Source organism: Campylobacter sp. RM12637, from assembly GCF_020137645.1.
GTDB lineage: Bacteria > Campylobacterota > Campylobacteria > Campylobacterales > Campylobacteraceae > Campylobacter_E.
The window spans coordinates 1-20934 of record NZ_JACGAV010000016.1; the positions used below are offsets into that span (position 1 = coordinate 1).

A 20934-nucleotide genomic window follows, 5' to 3' on the forward strand; every position below is an offset into this window, starting at 1 on the left:
CATTCTTAGTAGTAGCTATTAGTTTGCCGTTTGTAACTTCTAAGTTTTTATGAAATGTATTATTATCAGCATAAACATCTACTGCATTAGTAACTGTTACATCGCCTTTAAAAGTATTGTTCTCTCCTTCAATCTTGCCTATACTTACATTATCTTCATAAAAAGCTCCATCGGTTTTTAAAATACCATTACCTGTTACTTTTTCTGATACTGTTGAGCCTTTTTCTACATTTATAAAGCCTTCGTTTTTTATTTCTCCTTTGATTTCTGAGCCGTTTATTACACTTACTTTTGCATCTTTACTATCAATTATTATGCCTTGCTCTAATGTAGCTTTATCTAAGACATTGTTTTTACTATCGCCTGTAATAGTTAGAGTTTGTTCAAATGTAGAACCAACTGCATTTATGCTATCAGCACTAACATTACCTTGAAAAGTGCTTTTATTATCGCTTAATAAATTATTTGCAGTTATATCTCCACTAAAGATTGTATTACTTGATTTAAAGTCATTGCCTACTTGGAAATTTCCTGTGATGGTTTTTGCTTCTGTGCTAGTTGAGTTGTCTATAATAATATCATTTTTTACTATTACATTTGAAGCTTCTAGGTTAGTATTAGTTAAGCTTACATTACCTACTTCGTTTATATCACCTTTTATAGTTGAGTTTGTGATGATTACATCTTCTACTTCTTTACTACAACCTTCGTGTTCAAAACAAGTATTTCTATTGTCTTTTGTAATATTTCCATTAAGAGTAGAATTATCTATATAAACTTTTTGAGTTCCTTGAATATTTCCATTTAAAACTGAATTGTTTTTAAGATGAAGTTCGCCTGTTTCTACTGAACTATTAATAATTGAATTATCAATATTTAAAAAAGTGCCTATTTTATTAATTTTATAATATATAGCATTACTTGTAGAATTTAAATATTCTTGATTTAAAGTGGTAATCATAGGAGCAGTAATATTACTATCTTTAATATCTATAACTTTTGCATATATCATATTATTTGCATTATTGTTTGTAATTGTAGTTTTTGTAAAGCTAAGATAGTCAGTCATATACTTAATAAGTGATGAATTATTATGTATACCTATTCCTACTTCTTTTAAACTTGAATTTGATATATTTACTTTATTGTTTACTAAAGAATCTGCCGAATTCTTTCTCCAAGCATTAATACTATTATTTGACATTTTGAGATTATTAATATCCAATGTTACATCATTCTCTACAAAGAAACCAAAATTATATTCTTTATCTTTGAAATCTTCTTTACCATCGAATTTTAAAGATTGTTCGGCAATAACCAAACCTTTTTCGTAAATAATATCAGATAATACTTTTTTATTTTCATCATTTAAATAAATATTAGCACCCTTTAAGGTTCCGCTGACACTACTTAAACCATCAAAATAAATTTTTCCACCTATAAATTCGCTATTTGTTATTGTAGAATTTTTAAAATTTAAAGTACCACCTATAAATTCGCTATTTGTTATTGTAGAATTTTTAAAATTTAAAGTACCACCTTTAACAACTCCACTAAAATCTGATTTTTCAAAATCCAATGTCCCACCTGTTATAGTGCTAGTTATGTTTGAATTTGTGATATTAAAATTCCCTTTATCAATACCTACACCTGAAGTGGTATTATTTATCGTACTATCAGTAATATTTACAATATCAAGCCCTGCATCTGTATTTCCAAAATTAACATCAGTTAAAGTGCTTTTGTTTATAGTTAAGATTGAATTGTTTATATCTTTTGAATAACGATTAATAGCTGTATTAGTAAAATTACTATTGTTTATAGTAAGATTTACATTGTGGTCATTTGAATTATTACCTAAAGTTATATGATGTGCCGTATTGCCTATAACCGGATTGGTTCTACTAACAGCAATATTATTTAGCGTAACATTACCTGAAGTAGTAATTAAACCACTTGTATTTAAATTGATTTTACTATCAGTAGTTCCGCTAGCAGTTGAATTTACAATTTTTAAAGTACTGCTCGTAATATCAGCTTTTATAGTGCTATTTTTAATATCTGTAGTTCCACTAATAGTAGAGTTACTATTTATAATTGAGCCGTTTGTAGCAGTTAAATTACTTGCAGTTATACTTCCACTTATTTCTGAATTATCTAAAGTAAGATTACCATTATTAAGAGTAATAGTTGCATTAATTTTAGAATTATTATTAGCAGTTAGATTACCTGCGTTTATACTTCCACTTATTTCTGAATTATCTAAAGTAATATTACCACTGCTAATAGTTGCATTAATTTTTGATTTGTTTGTAAAATTAAGCTCACCACTAATATTGCCATTAACTTGTGAGTTATCAAAAGTAGTTTTATAATTAAAATCACCATTATTTATAGTTGAGTTTAATATTGAAAAATTAGCGTCTTTTTGAGTATTGTAACCATATTTTATATTATCAATAATAACTCCATCTAAAATAACATTACCATTACGAGCAGTAGTTGAACTACCTAGATTTATAGCAATATTTTTTAAACTTCCACCTACCATTTTTACATTCGCATTATTATCAACAATAAAGCCATGACTTGAATTACTTACCTTAGATATATTCATATTATTTAAAGTAGCATCACCCCTAACCCAAATCCTACCATCAGTATGAATAACATTTATATTAACATTATTAATTATATGGGTCTCATTATTATTTCCTAAATTTATAACACTACCTGTTGAAGTGCTATTAAAAGTAATATCAGTAGGACTTGTGTATGTATTACTAACTATATTACCCTTGCTAATAGTTACTTGATTATTAGCTAATGGACTAATTAATCCACTATTGGTAGCATTTGTTACTACATCAGCAAGAGCTAAATTACCCCCCCCCACTAATATAAAAGTTATTAAAGATAATTTTATAGTTCTATTCATTTTCTCCCCTAAAAAATAAATGAAAAATGCTTTATTATAGTTAAAAATCAATATATAAAGGTTAATCAATTACTAACAAAATGGGGGGGGGGTATTTATAAAATTAAAAATATTTTTAAATATTTTATATAAATATATTCTAAGTTATATAAATATTTATAAGATTTAATAAAATAAACAAATTATTAAAATATATCTTTTTTAATATCAACTTACAATTTTAATTCCAACTAACCCTATTAATATAAGACTTAAAAACATAAGTTTTAAAAAGCTAATACTATCATTAAAAACCATAATCCCAATCAAAGCCGTTCCTAACCCACCAATACCAGTCCATACAATATAAGCTGTGCTGATAGGAATATTTTTTTGCGCTAAATACAAAAATAACCCGCTAAGCCCCATTGATACTATAGAAAACACTATCCATATTTTTGAGCCATTACTAGCTAATTTAAAGCCAATAGGCCAACCAATCTCAAAAGCACCTGCTAAGATTAAGTATATCCAAGACATTAAAACTCCTTAAATACAAAATCTTAGCAAGAATATATTATGATTTAAATTCGCTTAATTTTTTATCTAATTCTTCGCTGATATTAGTTAATTGACTTGCAGCTTTTGCTATTTCTTCTACACTTCTTGCGTTTTCATTAGTAATTTTTGCAATTTGCGAAACTTCATTTAAAATATCTTCAATTTGTTTGCTAGCGTTAATATAATTATCCACGGTCTTATCACTACTAATTATTGCTTCTTTTAATTTTTGTTCCATATTTTTAATTAGCTCTTCACTACCATTTGCAACATTTGTTAGATTGCCAATTTGCTTAGAGTTATCACTCATTTGCTCGCTTGCATCTTTAATACCTTGAACTATAACGCTTATTGTTGCATTTATTTCACTAAGGCTTTTTTGAGTTCTCTCAGCTAAACTTCTTACTTCATCAGCTACTACGGCAAATCCTCTACCATGCTCTCCTGCTCTTGCTGCTTCAATTGCAGCATTTAATGCAAGTAAGTTAGTCTGGTCTGCTACATCATTAATTATTTCTAAAATAGATTTAACATTATCAGCATCACGGCTTAATTGCTCAATCTTACTAGCTAAAGCACTTTCTATATCAGCACTATGATTTATTTGATTAGTTAATGAATTAATAGCATTAATGGTCTCGTGAATACTAGTTGTGCTACCTCTTAGTTCATTTTTACTATCATTAGCACTATTTATACCTGATGATAAACTATCCTTAGTTGATTTACCTTCTTCAACAACATTTTCAACTATATTAAAGCTTTCTTCACTTCTTTTTCCTGTTTGCATACTAACACTACTAAGCTCGGCTGCTATTGTTTTGTTTTCATAAGATATTTGTTTTACTTCGTTAATTAAAATTCTAATCTTGCCTATAAAATCATTTATAGCCTTACTAGCACTTGCTATTTCATCTTTGCCTTTTATTTCTAAAAGTTTAGTTAAATCCCCATCTCCTTTAGATAAATCATAAGCTTTTTGGGTTAGTTCATTTAATGGTTTGCTAATCCAAATTCTAATAACAATCAGCCATAAAGCAAGAATAATAATACATAAAATAACTGCAAATACAGAATAGTTTAAAACAACTTCATTTTTCTTATCTAATACTTTTGCACTAATTTCTGCTATTTCTTCTTTAGCTTCTACTAAGTAAATTACGCTTATATATACATAATCATTGAAACTATCTTTTTCTACATAATACACCACATCTCTTTCTGGTCTTGTCTTATCAGCTTTCATATGGGTTGTTACAAATCCACCACCATTATTTGCTGTTTGAATTATTTCTTGTATGTATAATTTACCATTAGAATCTTTTTTATTATAAGCATTTTCGCCAATTCTATCTTTTAGATAGTGCATTACATATTCGCCTTTTTTATTAATTACAAATAAATTAACAGAGCGATTTTTTAAGTCTAATTCACTTAAAAATGTAAGAATATTTTTATTATAACTTTCTTGATTTTCACTTGTTGAATGAATTTTTTTAGACATTGAAGTAATTAAGCTAGTAATACTAACTGCTGTTTTTTTCGCATCATCAACACTCATATTATCAAGAGCTTCTTGAGCGATATTGTCTAATTCATTCATACCTTTACTAGCTACTAAAATAGCACTTAAATTAATAATCAGTAATGAAACAAAAGCAAATAAAGTAATTTTGTAAGATAATTTCATATAGCTCCTTTAATATTTTAATAATTAAAATCGCTAATTCTATTTATGCTAAGTTAAAATAATGTTAAAAAATAGTAAATAAATTAATAAGAAATATATGTTAAAAATAAAAGCCCTTAGATAAACTAAGGGCTAGATAATTATTTTACAAATTCAATTGTAAATGTAGCGTCAGAATCAAGATAGCTAAATGCTTTATCTTTTACTCTAAATCTTAAAGTATCTTTTATATATTGGTTGTTTTCTAAATTAGTTGGAACTTCGTAAGTATCTCCAGGTATTTCTTTTTTAGAATAATCAGAAATAAAGCTAAATCCACCTTTAGCATCATTATATACTTTTGAATAATTACTTAAATTCTTAGAATCCATTTTTACAAATTTATTATTATCGTATTTAAATACCCAAGCGTCAGTTTCACTAATTTTGCGAGTTGTTCCTGTGTTTTTATTTAAATCTTTAAAGAATAAACCTGTGAAAGCAAACTCATAAGGATTTGTTAATAAATTACTTACATTTAAACTACCGCCACCATTAAACTTAATTTCTGCTTCTGCAGATTTTATTAAGAATTTAGGGTCTAAATTAGGCTTAGTGCCATCGTATTTTGGATAACCAATTTTAACTAAAATTTTACCAAATTCTTTTGCACTAAACTTGCTATCATCATAGGTGCTTAGTTTAGCACTTGGGTCAATTAAACTTAAAGCATTGTCAAATCCACTATTTAATCCAGTTACCTTAAATCCACCTTTTGTTCCACTTGTAGCTGTTACGCCTAAAGTTTCTGAATCAGCTTTAATAATTACTTTATTTACATTTGGTGTTGGGTCATACCCTAAATTAATATTAATAGTTGCGTCATCATTAGCAAATTTTTTATAAAAATAATTATTAGTATTTTTATTAGCTACTTGCAATGGTAATGCCAATCTTTCAGAGTCATTATCACTAAATGGAACATAATTAGTAAAGCTTGTATTTGTTAAATAAGGTCTAATAGCCATATTCGTATTATCAATTTGTAAGCCTAGTGTCTCATCTGCTATAAAATTAACAGTAAGTTCATTACCTGGAGTTTGGCAGTTAATTTTACCATCTGAATTAATCTTATTAGCATTAGTAATATCTACAGCAACATTAGAATTTACGCATAAATCTTGCTCTAAATCTCCTATAGTAAATTTATTTTCAGAGAATGCTATTTGAGCGTCTGTTACTAAAGGAAACACGGTTTTTATATCAAAATTACCATTTGTTTTATTAAAATCAACAAATGTTCTACTAGCAGCTTTTGAGCCAACTTGATTTAATTGAACTGAGTTTTTATCTTCTAAATAGAATTTCTTAACACTACCTTTTGAATCACTTACTTTTAATTCTGCAACACTAATTCCAAATCTATCATCTTTTAAATCCGCAGTGAAAGTTACATTATTGTTTGGATATTTTTTATCTTCTTTACCTGCTTTTTTATCAAATGTATCAAGTGTGCCTACTTTATAAGTAATGCTATCTGGTCTAATTGAGAATGTATTTGAACTTCTATCGCCTAATACTGAACATTCTTCAAAAGTGCTATCGTATTCTGCAATTTCGTATCTAAATTGATAATTTTGATTTACAGCTAATTTATCTTTTAAATGTAAAACCATTTTGTTATCAATTGGATAATAACCTTTACATTCTGTAGTTGATTTTGAAAGTTTTTGAGTTCCGTTATAAATATCTGCATTTAACTCATCAGAACCATTATAAAACTTAATGTATTGTTTATAAAGAACTTTAACATCTGGTTTTGTAAAGCCTAAATATATATCTTGACTACTTGTTCTTGTATAAATCTTATCAGCTACCTTTGTATTTGAAGCAATTTTATTATTTTCTAATATTTTAGTAGCATCAATATTATTATAAGCTGTTCCAAAATTAATACCATTTGGCATTTCGCTATGACCTAAGATAATTTCTACACTACCCTTTGGAGCACCTTTTACAATATCAACACCTGAAGCTTGAAACATTGGTCTTCTAAATTTTCTTGTTTTTTCTTGAATTTTGCAAGCACCACTTGATGGACATACTTCTTCTCTATTTGTTTCGGTAATTTCTTCTACAATTTCTAAAGGTTTAAATGTGAATTTATAAACATTACCTTTTAATAAATCATTATCATCAATTTTAGCTAGTTTTTTGAACGTATCTTTTGTAAATTTTAGTCCAAAACCAGTTATGTTTTCTTTCTGAACTAATTCATATTCAGAATTAACCGAAATCTTTTCTTCTTTAGAATCTACTGCACCATTCGCATCTGCCATTCTTTGCTTTGTTAATTCAAAACTTGTTAAATAATATTTAACTGAAATATTATTTGCTTTTCTATCTTCAGCGTTAAATGGAGTTTTACTATTATTTAAAGCAATATATACATCATCTAAATTAGTAACTTTTAAAGGTTTGCTATCTTTTTTATCAGTTTGATTTGCTTCATTTGTTATTTGATAATAATTAGCATCAGGGATAAATTTAACAGCTAGATTTGATACTTGTGTAGTTACAACAGACCCTTTTCCTTGAGAATTATATTGTTTGTTAGTTACAAATGAAGGTCTAACATTTACACTGAAATTATAAGTATCATCATCTCCTAAAACAATACCTTTTCTAGTAGTGTTATTTTTGTGAATACTAAACACATAATTTTTTCTTACAATCTCTTTAGCATCATCTTTTCTAAAATCTTCTTGATTTAAATAATCAAAATAATTAGCTCTTGAATATTGTGATGAATAATGCTCTAAATCATAATTATAGCACTTACTAACACCACCGGCATAATCATTCACACGATTGCCATTTTTATTATCATTATAATCTGATAGCAAATCACCATAATCAAAAGGTTTAATTTTTGAATTCTTTAAAATTATAGCTTCTAAAGCTCTGTCTTTAGCAAAAGTATTAGGATTATTGTTTAATTCTAAATATTTATTATAAACATCACAAACACCTAATACTACAGAGTTATTATAATTTTCATTAACAAAAATTAATTTATTAACGTCCCAAGAAGCAATACTATAAGTTGTTAAACTAACATTTGATAAACTAGAACAACCTTTCATTCCTTGAATATCACCTGCATTTGTTTTATCACCAACAACATTTGAAAAGTTTCTATATACCCAACCATTGCTACCTGCAAACTCATTTTGGTCTAATAAATACACTAAATATTGACTATTAATAACAGTTGGACTACTTGAAACTATAACTCTACCTGTTGTATTTGCATGAAATTCTTTATAATATTCTTCTATAAACTTTTTCTTATCATTACCATCTAAATCTGATTTTAACTTAACATTAGTTGAAAATGTTTTACTAGATGAAAAATTTTGAACTTCAGGTGTTCTAAAACCAACTGCAGCATAATATGGGTCGTAATCAATATCATCTAAGCCTTTTTGAGAATTATTTATATAATTCAATTCTGCTTCAAAAACTTTTTTACATACTTCTTTGTCTGTATTTTTAATTTCATTTAATTTCTTTTTAATAACATTATCTCTATAGCTATTAACAAATTTTGTAGCTTCTTCATAAGGTGTATATTTAACAGCCATTTTATAAGCTGAATACATTCTAGCATCAAAATAGCTAACTCCACATTGTCTTAATGCTTCATATCTAACCTTTTCTGGGTTTTTAACAACATCGCCTTTTTGAGTTAAGATATTTATTAAATGGAAATAACTCGAATTTTCAGACAAAATTTTGTAAGTATCATCACTTATATCTGGGTTTGCAAAACATTGAACATAAAATTTATCGTTCATCTTTCTTAGCTTAGCACAATCGTTTAAGCCATCAACACTTCTGTTGCCAGGCACAGAATTAATACATTTATTTAAGTGATTACTATGCTGATTTGCATTATCAGTATCCACTATACCTATTTGTAATTCCACTCTATTCTCTGCATTTGCATAAGAAAAAGCCGATAATAATACTAATGAAAACACAATTTTCCTATTCATATTATTCTCCTTAAAAAATTAAAGTTCTAAATTATAATTTTTTTTATTAAATAATTATTGCACTTATGTGCATTTTTGAATATTTTTACTTACTTTTAGGTCTAAATACCTTTGGTGCATTTTCGCTCTCATTTATATAACTTGCATTCATTAAGTCTAGGCAATATGGTATCGCAGGAAAAATAGGCTCTATACATTCACGAATTGCTTTTGGCTTACCTGGAAGATTAATTATTAGAGTTTTACCCCTTGTCCCTGCTAATTGACGGCTTAGGATTGCTGTTGGGACAATCTTAAGTGAGCTTGCACGCATTAATTCTCCAAAGCCTGGTAATTCACGCTCGATTGCTTTTTTTGTTGCTTCTGGTGTAACATCTCTTAAAGCTGGTCCTGTTCCACCTGTGGTAAATACCAAATCGCATTCAAATTCATCAGCCATTTTAATAATCTCATTTGTAATTAGTTCTTCTTCATCAGGGATTAATGAGTATTTAAAATCAATTTCATTTAATAAATATTCTTGCATAATTTTTCTAATCTCTGCTCCACTAATATCTTCATAAACTCCTGCACTTGCTCTATCTGAACTCGTAATTATCCCTATTTTTATAATATCCATTTTTATCCTTTAAAAAATATTTCTTTATTTAAAAGCAATTCATTTGCTGTATTTTTAATCTCTTCTTCATAAGCTTTTAAATATTCTTTACATTCTTCTTCTAAAGATGATATTTCAAATTCCACATAAAATTTGCTTAATTCTTGTATTTTATCTCTATCTTTAGAAAAATTATTGTAATTTTCGCCTAAAAATAATTCATTTGCTAACATTCCTGATAAAAGAATTTTGATTTCGTTTTTTATTTCTGAAAATGATTTTATATGCTCGTTTGGATAAAAATACTCAAATGTAAATAAATTAGCATAAATTAAATTCGCATCACAAATCTTTGCCATAGTGATTTTACCTGCTTGATAAATAGCTTGAATATATTGCTCGTTTTCGCTTAATTCTAAATCTTCGCTAATGCCGTGTTTTATCACTAAAATTTCATTTATTATTTCTCTTTCGCTTAATCTATCTCTTAGTAACAATTCATTTTCTAAGCTTTTAAAAGAAGCTCCACTAAAACCTTTTGAAATATAAGCTAAATAATCTAAATTAAAATCAGAACTTATTAAATCTTTTTTAACAAGTTGTTTAAAGAACTCTATTCTGTCGCTATAATTTGGTAAGGTAAAATGAATTTTTTTATCAAATCTTCTAAGTAAAGCCGTATCTAAAACATCAGCTCTATTTGTAGCAGCAATTACTAAGACATTTTTAAGCTCTGCAAAGCCGTCTATTTGAGTTAGCAATTCATTAAGTGTATTTTCACTATCGTTTGCTAAAGCATTGCCACGCTGCTTTCCAAGTGCGTCAATTTCATCAATAAACACTATGCAAGGTGCTAATTTTTTAGCATTTGCAAACAATTCTCTAACCCTTTTTGCTCCAAGACCTACAAAAATTTCATTAAAACTACTTGCGCTTTGGTATAAAAAATTAACTCCACACTCATTTGCTAAAGCTCTTGCTAACATAGTCTTACCTACTCCACTAGCACCTGTTAATAAAACTCCTTTTATTAAGCAAGGATTGTTGGTTTTAAAAATAGAGCTTAATTTTCTTAATTCTTCCTTGGCTTTAAACTGACCTATAACATCATTAAAATTACTATCTGTTTTGATAACAAATCTAAATTCAGGCTTTAAGACATTATTAATTGGATGATTTGATATACCTTGTTTTGTGCTAAGATTTCTTAAATATATTAGATAATAAATAAAAATTATTATCATAATAAAAACTAAAATTATTGAATAATCAAATTCTGTTTTATTTTCTACGCTTTTAAATTTTAAGATTTTTTTGATTATTTCTTCATCAGCTAGAATTTTATAATCTTTATCATTTATTGAAAAATAAAGCATATTTTCATAAATGTAAGCATTTGAAATATTTTTTAATTCTAATGATGAAAACTCGTTTAAAGATATATTTTGCTCTTTTTTACTTAGCGAAAATATTCCTAAAGCTATAATTGCAAGAATTATGCAAGCGATTATTATTTTGATATTTTTAGTAAATGGCTTTATTTTTGTCAATTTCTACCTCGTAATCTTTAATATTTATCCAAGTTTTTAATAAGTCTTTATCTGATTTGATTTTAATTAGATTAAAATATTGGTCGTATCCTTGATAATAGCCGTCTTTAAACTGCTCTACTAATACTATTAAATCTTTTTGATTTTTTCTAAATTCATAATTTTTTAATCTAGTAATTTCTTTAATCTCATTTAATCTTTGCTTTGAGATATTTTTATCAACTTCGCCTAAAGTCTTTGCTAATTCTACGCTTTTTGTCCCGTCTCTTTTAGAATACACAAAAGCGTGAAGATGAGTTATAGGGAATTTCTTAAAATTATTAATAGCATCAGCCCATATTTCATCGCTCTCACCTGGATGACCTACTATATAATCAGTGCCTAAGGCATAACCTTTATTAGCTAAATATTCAAATAATTCTAAGTCTTTATAAGCTTTATTTCTTCTTTGCATTAGTTTTAGCATTTTTTCATTTGTGTGTTGTAAGGCTATGTGAAGATGTTTTTCAATAAAATCTTCGTCTAATAATTCTTTAAACTCATCATCAATTTGAACCGGCTCAATGCTACCTAAACGAACTCTTTTAATCCCATTTATTTTGCTAATTTCTTTAAGCAATTTTGCTAAAGATAGATTTAAATCTTTTCCGTAACTACCTATATTTGTGCCTGTTAAAACTACTTCTTTATAACCATTATTAGCTAAGGTTTTTATCTGATTTATAATTTGCTCTAATTTTAGGCTTCTAGCCCCGCCCCTTACACTAGGAATAATACAATAAGAACAAGCAAAATCGCAGCCTTCTTGGATTTTAACAAATGCTTTTGTGTGGTTTTCGTAATTGCTTACTATTTTTTCATCTATGAAATTTAAATTTCCTAAATCAAATTCCTTTGGATTTAGTATGAACTTATTTATATTTGATTTTAAAGACGCACCCATTACACCATCAACTATTTTGCTATCATATAAGTTTTTACCAATACTTGCTGCAGCACAACCTGTTAAGATGAATTTAGTATTTGGATTATGATTTTTAATATGTCTTATATATTGCTTTAAGCCTAAATCAGCTTGATTAGTAACCGTGCAAGAATTGATTACTATCATATCAGCTTGTAATTCATCATTTATTATTTCATTATCTTTTATATAGCTTTTGATTAGTTCGCTATCGTAAATATTGGTTCTACAACCAAAAGTTTTAATATATATTTTCATTATTATCCTTTAAAAATGGCTGATTATTTCTTTTATCCATATAAATAGTTTGTGATGGGAAAGCTAATTTTATATCATCACTTGCTTTTAATCTTTTAATAATTTCTTCACTTACTATTGAACGCATTTTAAGAGCTTCTCTTGAATTTGTCATATACCAAATAGATATTTTAATCCCGTATTGCTCTAGCATTACGAATAGTTTCGGGTCTGTTCCTGAATTTTTCATTTGATAATGGTTTCTCATTTTTTGAATTGCTTTTTTTGCACTATCGCTGAATGCTTGAGTATGAGAACTAGCTGATTCTAAAATTATTTGTTTTGCCTTTTCAAGATTGCTTGAAAAATCTATTACTATATCTATTCCATCCCAAACGGTTTTCATATAAGAATAATTATAATTTGATATTAATTCTGTGAAAATATAGTGATTTGGTATGTAAATAATTCTTCCAGCACGACGATTTGTCAAAAAAGTAGTATATGTAACATCTTCGTATATAGTCATCTTAAGTAAAGAAATATCAATAATATCTCCTACATAAGTAACTCCATTTTTACTAACCTTTACCCTATCACCTACATGAAAGCCACCACCAAATTGTAAAGTAGCCCAACCAAGTAAGCTCATAAACATATCTTTCATAGCAATAGCAAGACCAGCTGATGCAAATCCTAATACGCTTACTAAATAGCTTATATTTTCAACAAAATAAAATATAGAAAACATAGAAACAATAATAAAAGTAAAAATATTTAAAATCTTAAAAGAAGTATAAACTTTATCTTTATCATCAACATATTTTCTAAGCATCAAACCTAATAAATACCTAGCAATAAATATACAAATAATAATTGCTATAAAAAATATAGCACTATCATATTGCTTTTTTATATCGTTATTTATAAGCTTAATTGTGTTATTTGCCTTAACTTTAAATATCTCAAAAGCATTTGTGATATTTTCTAAAGCACTTTTATAATCACTTAATTCTTTTATAGAATATACTAATTCTTGACTTAAATTCTCACTTGGTTCAATCTCGTATAATTCTTGTAAAAGCTTTGTTTTCTTATCTATTTTAGATACTAATGTAGTAAAATCTTTTAATTTTATTTCATATTCTTTTTTCTCATTAGCTAATTCTTTACGCTCTGATAAACCTTCAATAACTAAATAAATATTTGAAATCTTTTTATATTCAGTAGGCTCACTTGGTAGATTTAAATATTTTACTACGCTGTAGCTTTCATAATCTTTTAATACACTTAGTTTATCTTCAAGTGATTTTATGGTATTTTCTAATTGTTCTTTTTGAGTTTTTTTAGCTTTTAATAAATTTTCATTTGCTTCTTTTAATTCATTTTTTAATCTTAAATATTCTTGATAATTTTTATAATTTTTTATAGTGATATTGTCTTTTAATTCATTATTTATAATATGTAATTTTTCTTTTACAGAATAAACATTCTCAAGGCTTTTAGTAAAATCATCTACATTATTTGCATAAATAAAAGTTACAAAAACAAAAAAAGCAAATAAAAATCTCATTCAAATTCCCTTAAAACTTTTAATATCTCATCTTTTGAAATATCATTTTTAATAATACTTAAATCTTCTTTGCTAGGTAAAATAAAGTTGATTTTTCCACTTAGAGTTTTTTTATCTTGGAAAAATCCTTCATAGAATTTAGAAGATGAATTGATTTTATAAAATGTAGGTAGATTAAAATTCTTTAAAGTATTTAAAATACTTATTTCAAATTCTTTTGAAATTAAACCTAAATTACAAGCCAATTTATTAGCCATAACCATACCAATAGCAACAGCTTCTCCGTGTAAATAGCCTTTATAATTCGTCTCATTTTCTATAACATGAGCAAAAGTATGACCATAATTTAGTTTCATTCTAAGATTATCTTCAAACTCATCATTTATTACTACATTTGCTTTAATTTTTATTGATTTTTCTACAAATTCTAAAATATTATCAAAAATATCATCAAAACTTAATTTGCTTAATTTATTATAAAAATCCAAATCAAAACAAACAGCCATTTTAATAACTTCAGCCATAGCAGCACTTAATTCAGCCTTTTTTAAAGTCTTAAAATAATTTGTGAAAATATAAACAGCACTAGGTTGCTTGAATGTGCCTATTAGATTTTTGCCATAAGCATTGTTTATACCTGTTTTACCACCTACTGCTGCATCAACACTAGCAAGTAAGGTTGTAGCTATATTTATATGTTTTATTCCACGCTTATAAATACTAGCTACAAAACCACCAATATCGCTAATTACCCCACCGCCAAGATTAATTAGCAAATCACTTCTACTAATTTCAGCCTTAAATAGTTCTTCTAAAATATAATTAACGCTTTCTTGATTTTTGTATTCTTCTCCATCTGGTATAACTATTATCGCTTTTGGTTGTTTTCCTATTTTTTGTAAAACATCATTTAAATATAATTTTTCTAAAGTTGTATTAGTTAAAATTACATAATCTTTATTTATTTTTAATTCTTCATCTATATAAACTTTATATGCTTTATCTTTTAAATCAATATCTATTACCATAACCTCACCTTATTACATCATAATTTTTTGGAATACTATATTTAAAAATATCATCATTTATTTTTAAATTAATTTTTGAATTTATAAAATCTATGCTTACTTGATTATCTAATTCATCTTTATAACTTATATTTGTTAAAAGATTATTAAGCACTTTTACATAATAAATTATATTATCATACTTAGCTTTATAGATTACAAAATCTTCTTTTTTTTCATATAAAGAAACATTTTTTAAAATATTTGCTAAATCAATTTGTTCTTTACTAATAATTACTTGTTCTAAGTCATCATCAATTATTACAACTTCATTTTTAGTAATATAAACTTTTTTTTCATCAGGGTTTAAGTATTGCCATAAACTTTTTTCATTTTGATAATAAAATTTACCTTCATATATTAAAGTTTTATTACTCAAATCAACTACTTTTTGAATAAAATCAGCTTCAAAACTATTGTAATTTATATTATCAATTTTAAATGCAAAAGCAAAAATTCCACAAATACAAAGCAAAAAGATTTTTTTAATAATCATTTAAATACCTTTTAAATATCCTTTTATTTATTTTAACAAATATAATTATATTCAAAAATCAAAACCAAGAGGTAAATTTAAATGTTTAAAAATATAGCAAAATGTATATTTGGAACTCGTAATGATAGACTTCTTAAAGCCTACAAAAAAAGAGTATTAAAAATAAATTCTTTAGAAGAAAAATATCAAAAATTAAATAATGAAGAAATTAAAAGCGAATTTCAAAACCTACAAAATAAAGTGCTTGAAGACAATAATAATTTAGATTTAGTTTTAGAAGATGTATTTGCAATAGTAAGAGAAGTTAGCAAAAGAACGCTTGGAATGAGACATTATGATGTGCAATTAATAGGTGGTATGGTTTTAAATGATAAAAGCATAGCAGAAATGAAAACAGGAGAAGGAAAAACTTTAGTAGCGACCTTGCCTGTAGTATTAAACGCAATGACAAAAAAAGGCGTTCATGTAGTAACAACAAATGATTATCTAGCAGCAAGAGATGCTAATGAGATGAGTGCTATATATAATTTTCTTGGTTTTAGTGTTGGTATTTTAGTAGGAAACGACCATAGAAATAGAAAAGCTGTTTATGCGTGTGATATTGTTTATGGAACTAATAGTGAATTTGGTTTTGATTATTTAAGAGATAATATGTGCTTTGATGCTGAAGATAAAGTTCAAAGGGGACATTATTTTGTAATCGTTGATGAAGTTGATAGTATTTTAATAGATGAAGCTAGAACTCCATTAATAATTTCAGGGCCAACCAATAGAACATTAGATGGTTATATAAGAGCTAATGAAGTAGCTAAACAAATGGTTCGAGGAGTTGCACCAGATGATCCTAAAGAAAAACCTAGTGGAGATTTTATAGCAGATGAGAAAAATAGAACTATTTTAATTACAGAGCAAGGAATTTCAAAAGCAGAAAAACTATTTGGAGTTGATAATTTATATAGTCTTGATAATGCTATTTTAGCTCATCAATTAGACCAAGCTTTAAAGGCTAATAATTTATTTTTAAAAGATACTCATTATGTTGTTAAAGATGGCGAAGTAATGATTGTAGATGAATTCACAGGTCGTATTAGCGAAGGAAGACGCTTTAGCGAAGGCTTACATCAAGCACTTGAAGCTAAAGAAGGAGTTAAAATCCAAGAAGAAAGTCAAACTTTAGCAGATATTACCTACCAAAATTACTTTAGAATGTATGAAAAACTTGCTGGTATGACAGGAACAGCCCAAACTGAAGCAACTGAGTTTTCTCAAATATACAACCTTGATGTAATTACAATCCCGACTAATGTGCCTGTAATTAGAAAAGATTTAGATGATTTAATTTATAAAACTCAAGATGAGAAATTTAAAGCCGTAGTTGATGAAATAAAAAAAGCTAACGCAAAAGGACAACCTGTATTAGTTGGAACTGCAAGTATTGAAAAAAGCGAGCTTTTACATGAGTATTTGAAAAAGGCAAAAATAGCTCACAATGTATTAAATGCTAAAAATCACGCTCACGAAGCTGAAATAATCAAAGATGCAGGTAAAAAAGGAGCAGTTACTATTGCAACTAATATGGCTGGTCGTGGTGTTGATATAAAAATTACTGATGAAATTAGAGAATTAGGTGGCTTATATATAATAGGAACTGAAAGACACGAAAGCCGTAGAATTGATAATCAATTGCGTGGTCGTGCCGGAAGACAAGGTGATCCTGGTGTTAGTAGATTTTATTTAAGTCTTGAAGATAATTTATTAAGAATTTTTGGTGGAGATAAGCTAAAAGCAATTTTTACTAGATTAAAAATCGCTGAAGGTGAAAGCATAGAAAGCTCACTTGTAACTCGTGCAGTAGCAAGTGCTCAAAAAAAGGTAGAAAATCTTCATTTTGAAAGTAGAAAACATATACTTGAATATGATGATGTAGCAAACGAACAAAGAAAAACTATATATAAATATAGAAATGAATTGCTAGATACAAATTATGATATTGAGACAAAAGTTGAGCAAAATATAGCTGAATATGTGGATTATTTAATTCATAATTTAAATGATTTAAGTGCTGAAAATTTAGTAGAATTATTCAAAAATGAAATTAATTTGGAGCTAGATTTAGAATTATTAAAAACTTTAAACACAGAAGAAAGCAGAAGTGTTATTATTGATGCAATAACTACTATGTTAAAAGTTAAATTTAGCATAGTTCCTGATAGTGAAAAGGAAAGAATTGAAAAATTATTATATCTACAAGTTTTAGATGGTGCTTGGAGAGAGCATTTATATCAAATGGATATTTTAAAAACAGGTATTGGTCTTCGTGGATATAATCAAAAAGACCCATTAGTAGAATATAAAAGAGAAAGTTATAATTTATTTATGGAGCTAGTTGAAAGAATTAAAAGTGAAAGTATAAAAGTATTACTAATAATTCAACTAAGAATGCCTGAAACTAATGAAGAAATTCAAGAAATTGAAAAACCTATCAAAAAGCAATCAAGAAATGAACCTTGTGCTTGTGGTAGTGGTAAGAAATATAAAGATTGTTGTGGCAAAAGTGGGCCACAAAAAGGCGTATTTGCTTGAAATTCTTTATAATTAATCTTGAGCAAGATATAGAAAAAAGACAAAAAATAACAGCCCTTTGCGAAAGCTTAGGGCTTAATTATGAAATAATTAAAGCTGTATATGGCAAAGCGTTGAGTGAAGATGAAATAAAACAAAACACCTATCCTAAAGAAGAACAATTAAAATTATTCAAAAGAACTTTAAGCCTTGGAGAAATAGGCTGCGCTATGAGCCATAGATTATGTTATCAAAAAATTATAGAACAAAATCTAGAAGACGCAATTATTTTAGAAGATGATGCAATATTTGATGAGAATTTATTAGAATTTTTACAATATAAAAATGAATTTCCTAAAGATTTAGAACTTTTATTATTAGGTCATTATAAGCAAATGTATTACGATGATGGTTTTATGATAAATAGTCCTTTTTATAAATATTTTAATATTCAGATAAAAAAATGGAATATTAAAAGAATTGTTGGTGGTGGTAATGGAACCCATGGTTATTATATTACCAAAAAAGGTGCAAAAAAACTATTAAACTTAATGAATAAAATATATATTCCAGCAGATTGGTATACAAATAATGATAGACATACAAATTTATATGCTTTGTATCCTACATTAATTAATCCAGATTTAGCAGAAACAAGTTCTACACAAGTAAATCCAATTAATAAAAAACGCTCAAAAATTAGTAAATATTTTAAATTATTGAAAAATAAAATACAATTTTTTATCCCGTCTTTAAAAAAGCCAAGAGATTATGTTTAGCTTAATTGCTAAACATAAAATCAATTTCCATTAATTCACATCTTCCATTATTGCAAGTGTTTGCATTATTTGGATTTAAGAAATTACCATTACCCCTTCTAAAACTACCATCTCCAGTGCAATCAAACTGATTTAAGTATTCTCCTAATACATTATCTCTATTTCCAACTAAACCAATTAAAGCTAATGCCTCTATTTGATATCTTCCATTTGCCGTAACAGAAAGCTCTAAGCTTCTTAAATTATTAGCAGGTCTTACTAATTCTAAATATTCTTCTTCGCTTATATTTTCATTATTTGTTGGAATTACCACAACCCCGTGATTTGTAATAACTATAGGAATAGCGTGAGCTCTACCATTACTAAGGCTTACTAAAGCTATATATAAAGAACCAGCAGGAGAGCGGGTAAGTCTTATTAATTCTCTACCAATATCATCTCCAGTATAAACTGAACTTAAACTCCAATCAAATCTTGGCAATATATTTCTAGTTAAAGCCCAAATCGCCCTAACTCCTCTATGATAAATTGGCTCTCCGAATACCAACTCATTTCCCCAAAAGTTAAAAGCTCCTTGCATTAGATTATATAATGCTGGATTTCTTCTTTGAAAAGACACAAAAGGACTTCTATGCTCGCTATAATCAAATAAATAACCCTGATTATTATTTTCTAGTTCAGGATTATATGGATATACTTGAGTTAATAAAGATACTATTTCAAAAGTTTGTAGCATACAAATTCCACAAATTCCACTAGCATCATTACTACTATCACTTGTTCTTGTTATCGCATAAAGTCTTCTTATCCAATTATCATCTAAAACATTAAAATTAGCTAAGTTAAAGAAATTTAAATCTCTTTTTACTCTTCTTTCATTTCCACATTTGTGCGAATTAAATCCCGCATTTCTATAATTAAAATTCCATAAATCATACACACTACTATCAAAGAAAAATTGAGTATTCTTTAAAGAACTTCCCGCAAGATTAATTTTATAATAATCTTTTGTAACAACAAATAATCTTCCTAAATCACTGCCCCTTGCAACTTCTAAAATATTATTTTTATTATCCACTATAAAAGAACCATCAAATAGATTTAAATTCCAATAAAAATCATTCTCTCTATCTTCAAAATTACATTTCTCAAATCTTAAATAACTAGCATTTAAATTAGATAAATTGGTCTTTAAACATTCAAAATTACCATTGTTATATAAAGCAATTTTACCTGAACTAAAATCATAATAAAAATTAGTTGGATTATTTTTATTTGCATTATTTTTACCCAAATAATACTTAGTTCTAACTCCACTTGTTCTATTTTCTACATAAAAATATATTGGTGTTTTTAAAGCATAATTTACAGGTGGTGCAATAGCTTCAAGCCATTCTTTCATAACGCCTTCAAAAATTTTTATTTTATTACCAAAATTATTTTTAGTAGCCACTAATAAAAAGTTTTTTTCTGTAATTTTCATATTTGAAAATGCTTTTAAGCTAAAAGCATCATTATTAATATCAAACCATTGAGATTTATCGTTTAATACACAAGGGCGAAGTTCTACATAATCACTCCCCATCTTGCCATTTTTCATTCTATCCCCAAGCGACGCACAAACCCAGCTATCATTATATCTAAAAGCAAGTCTTTTATATACATCATATCTTGTGATACTTGAGTTCTTACAATCTTGCATACCTACTAGCAATCTTCCATCAGCTAACTTAGGGCTAAGACAAAATAATTTTCCATCGTGTGATTGAACAAATAGTCTTGAATCTTGAATTTTATCAGCCTTATGTTGAGTAATAGAATCAGCAAAAAGTATTATATTTAATAAAAATACAACTAATATTTTCTTCATATTTTCTCCTTTTTTATATCATATAATAAA

At 27.0% G+C, this 20934-nt stretch carries 12 protein-coding genes and 2 pseudogenes; 2 read left to right on the forward strand and 12 right to left on the reverse strand.

The features are described from left to right. From AVBRAN12637_RS07750 to lolA, 11 genes and pseudogenes are all read right to left on the reverse strand, one after another. The coding region (locus AVBRAN12637_RS07750) for a beta strand repeat-containing protein (RefSeq protein WP_336615633.1) at positions 1–2938 on the reverse strand (2938 nt) is incomplete at its 3' end. Between the two features lie 207 nt (positions 2939–3145). After that, the gene (locus tag AVBRAN12637_RS07755) at positions 3146–3457 is read right to left on the reverse strand and encodes a DMT family transporter (protein ID WP_214118419.1); all 312 of its coding nucleotides are present in this window, start codon (positions 3455–3457) and stop codon (positions 3146–3148) included. A 37-nt stretch (positions 3458–3494) separates the two neighbouring features. Then, positions 3495–3989: pseudogene (locus AVBRAN12637_RS09830) on the reverse strand (methyl-accepting chemotaxis protein); the annotation flags it as partial. Positions 3990–4352: 363 nt separating this feature from the next. After that, positions 4353–5168: pseudogene (locus tag AVBRAN12637_RS09835) on the reverse strand (cache domain-containing protein); the annotation flags it as partial. 140 nt (positions 5169–5308) lie between these two features. Then, on the reverse strand, positions 5309–9208 hold the full coding sequence (locus AVBRAN12637_RS07765; protein ID WP_239803624.1) for a hypothetical protein: 3900 nt from the start codon (positions 9206–9208) through the stop codon (positions 5309–5311). A gap of 85 nt (positions 9209–9293) precedes the next feature. Beyond that, positions 9294–9827, reverse strand: a complete 534-nt coding sequence (gene mog, locus AVBRAN12637_RS07770; protein ID WP_214118414.1) for a molybdopterin adenylyltransferase — start codon at positions 9825–9827, stop codon at positions 9294–9296. Positions 9828–9829: 2 nt separating this feature from the next. Further along, a complete protein-coding gene (locus AVBRAN12637_RS07775) occupies positions 9830–11356 on the reverse strand; it encodes an AAA family ATPase (protein WP_336615634.1) in 1527 nt (508 codons plus the stop codon). Next, the gene (mtaB, locus tag AVBRAN12637_RS07780) at positions 11331–12578 is read right to left on the reverse strand and encodes a tRNA (N(6)-L-threonylcarbamoyladenosine(37)-C(2))-methylthiotransferase MtaB (RefSeq protein WP_442862277.1); all 1248 of its coding nucleotides are present in this window, start codon (positions 12576–12578) and stop codon (positions 11331–11333) included. The genes AVBRAN12637_RS07775 and mtaB overlap by 26 nt, the downstream gene beginning before the upstream one ends. Beyond that, positions 12562–14130: a mechanosensitive ion channel domain-containing protein gene (locus AVBRAN12637_RS07785; RefSeq protein ID WP_336615635.1), complete on the reverse strand. Its 1569-nt coding sequence runs from the start codon at positions 14128–14130 to the stop codon at positions 12562–12564. The genes mtaB and AVBRAN12637_RS07785 overlap by 17 nt, the downstream gene beginning before the upstream one ends. Further along, positions 14127–15158 (reverse strand): 3-dehydroquinate synthase, encoded by a 1032-nt coding sequence (gene aroB, locus AVBRAN12637_RS07790; protein ID WP_214118405.1) that lies wholly within the window; start codon positions 15156–15158, stop codon positions 14127–14129. The genes AVBRAN12637_RS07785 and aroB overlap by 4 nt, the downstream gene beginning before the upstream one ends. Positions 15159–15162: 4 nt before the next feature. After that, complete coding sequence (lolA, locus tag AVBRAN12637_RS07795) at positions 15163–15693, reverse strand: LolA-like outer membrane lipoprotein chaperone (RefSeq protein WP_214118404.1); 531 nt, start codon at positions 15691–15693, stop codon at positions 15163–15165. A gap of 81 nt (positions 15694–15774) precedes the next feature. On the opposite strand from lolA, the gene secA reads away from it, so the two are divergent. Continuing rightward, positions 15775–18276 carry a preprotein translocase subunit SecA gene (gene secA, locus AVBRAN12637_RS07800; RefSeq protein WP_336615636.1) on the forward strand — a complete coding sequence of 834 codons (2502 nt, stop codon included), beginning with the start codon at positions 15775–15777 and terminating at the stop codon, positions 18274–18276. Continuing rightward, positions 18273–19034 (forward strand): glycosyltransferase family 25 protein, encoded by a 762-nt coding sequence (locus tag AVBRAN12637_RS07805; protein ID WP_336615637.1) that lies wholly within the window; start codon positions 18273–18275, stop codon positions 19032–19034. Before secA ends, AVBRAN12637_RS07805 begins: the two co-directional genes overlap by 4 nt. A 1-nt stretch (position 19035) precedes the next feature. Here the strand turns inward: AVBRAN12637_RS07805 and AVBRAN12637_RS07810 are convergent, their stop codons facing one another. Further along, positions 19036–20904, reverse strand: a complete 1869-nt coding sequence (locus AVBRAN12637_RS07810) for a DUF1561 family protein (RefSeq protein WP_239803619.1) — start codon at positions 20902–20904, stop codon at positions 19036–19038. Positions 20905–20934: the final 30 nt, after the last annotated feature.

What these genes read in the sequence shown, in the direction of transcription:
- AVBRAN12637_RS07785 (WP_336615635.1), bottom strand. Translation starts at nt 14,130, where the DNA reads ATGAGATTTTTATTTGCTTTTTTTGTTTTTGTAACTTTTATTTATGCA.
- mtaB (WP_442862277.1), bottom strand. Translation starts at nt 12,578, where the DNA reads ATGAAAATATATATTAAAACTTTTGGTTGTAGAACCAATATTTACGAT.
- AVBRAN12637_RS07765 (WP_239803624.1), bottom strand. Translation starts at nt 9,208, where the DNA reads ATGAATAGGAAAATTGTGTTTTCATTAGTATTATTATCGGCTTTTTCT.
- AVBRAN12637_RS07755 (WP_214118419.1), bottom strand. Translation starts at nt 3,457, where the DNA reads ATGTCTTGGATATACTTAATCTTAGCAGGTGCTTTTGAGATTGGTTGG.
- secA (WP_336615636.1), top strand. Translation starts at nt 15,775, where the DNA reads ATGTTTAAAAATATAGCAAAATGTATATTTGGAACTCGTAATGATAGA.
- AVBRAN12637_RS07810 (WP_239803619.1), bottom strand. Translation starts at nt 20,904, where the DNA reads ATGAAGAAAATATTAGTTGTATTTTTATTAAATATAATACTTTTTGCT.
- lolA (WP_214118404.1), bottom strand. Translation starts at nt 15,693, where the DNA reads ATGATTATTAAAAAAATCTTTTTGCTTTGTATTTGTGGAATTTTTGCT.
- mog (WP_214118414.1), bottom strand. Translation starts at nt 9,827, where the DNA reads ATGGATATTATAAAAATAGGGATAATTACGAGTTCAGATAGAGCAAGT.
- aroB (WP_214118405.1), bottom strand. Translation starts at nt 15,158, where the DNA reads ATGGTAATAGATATTGATTTAAAAGATAAAGCATATAAAGTTTATATA.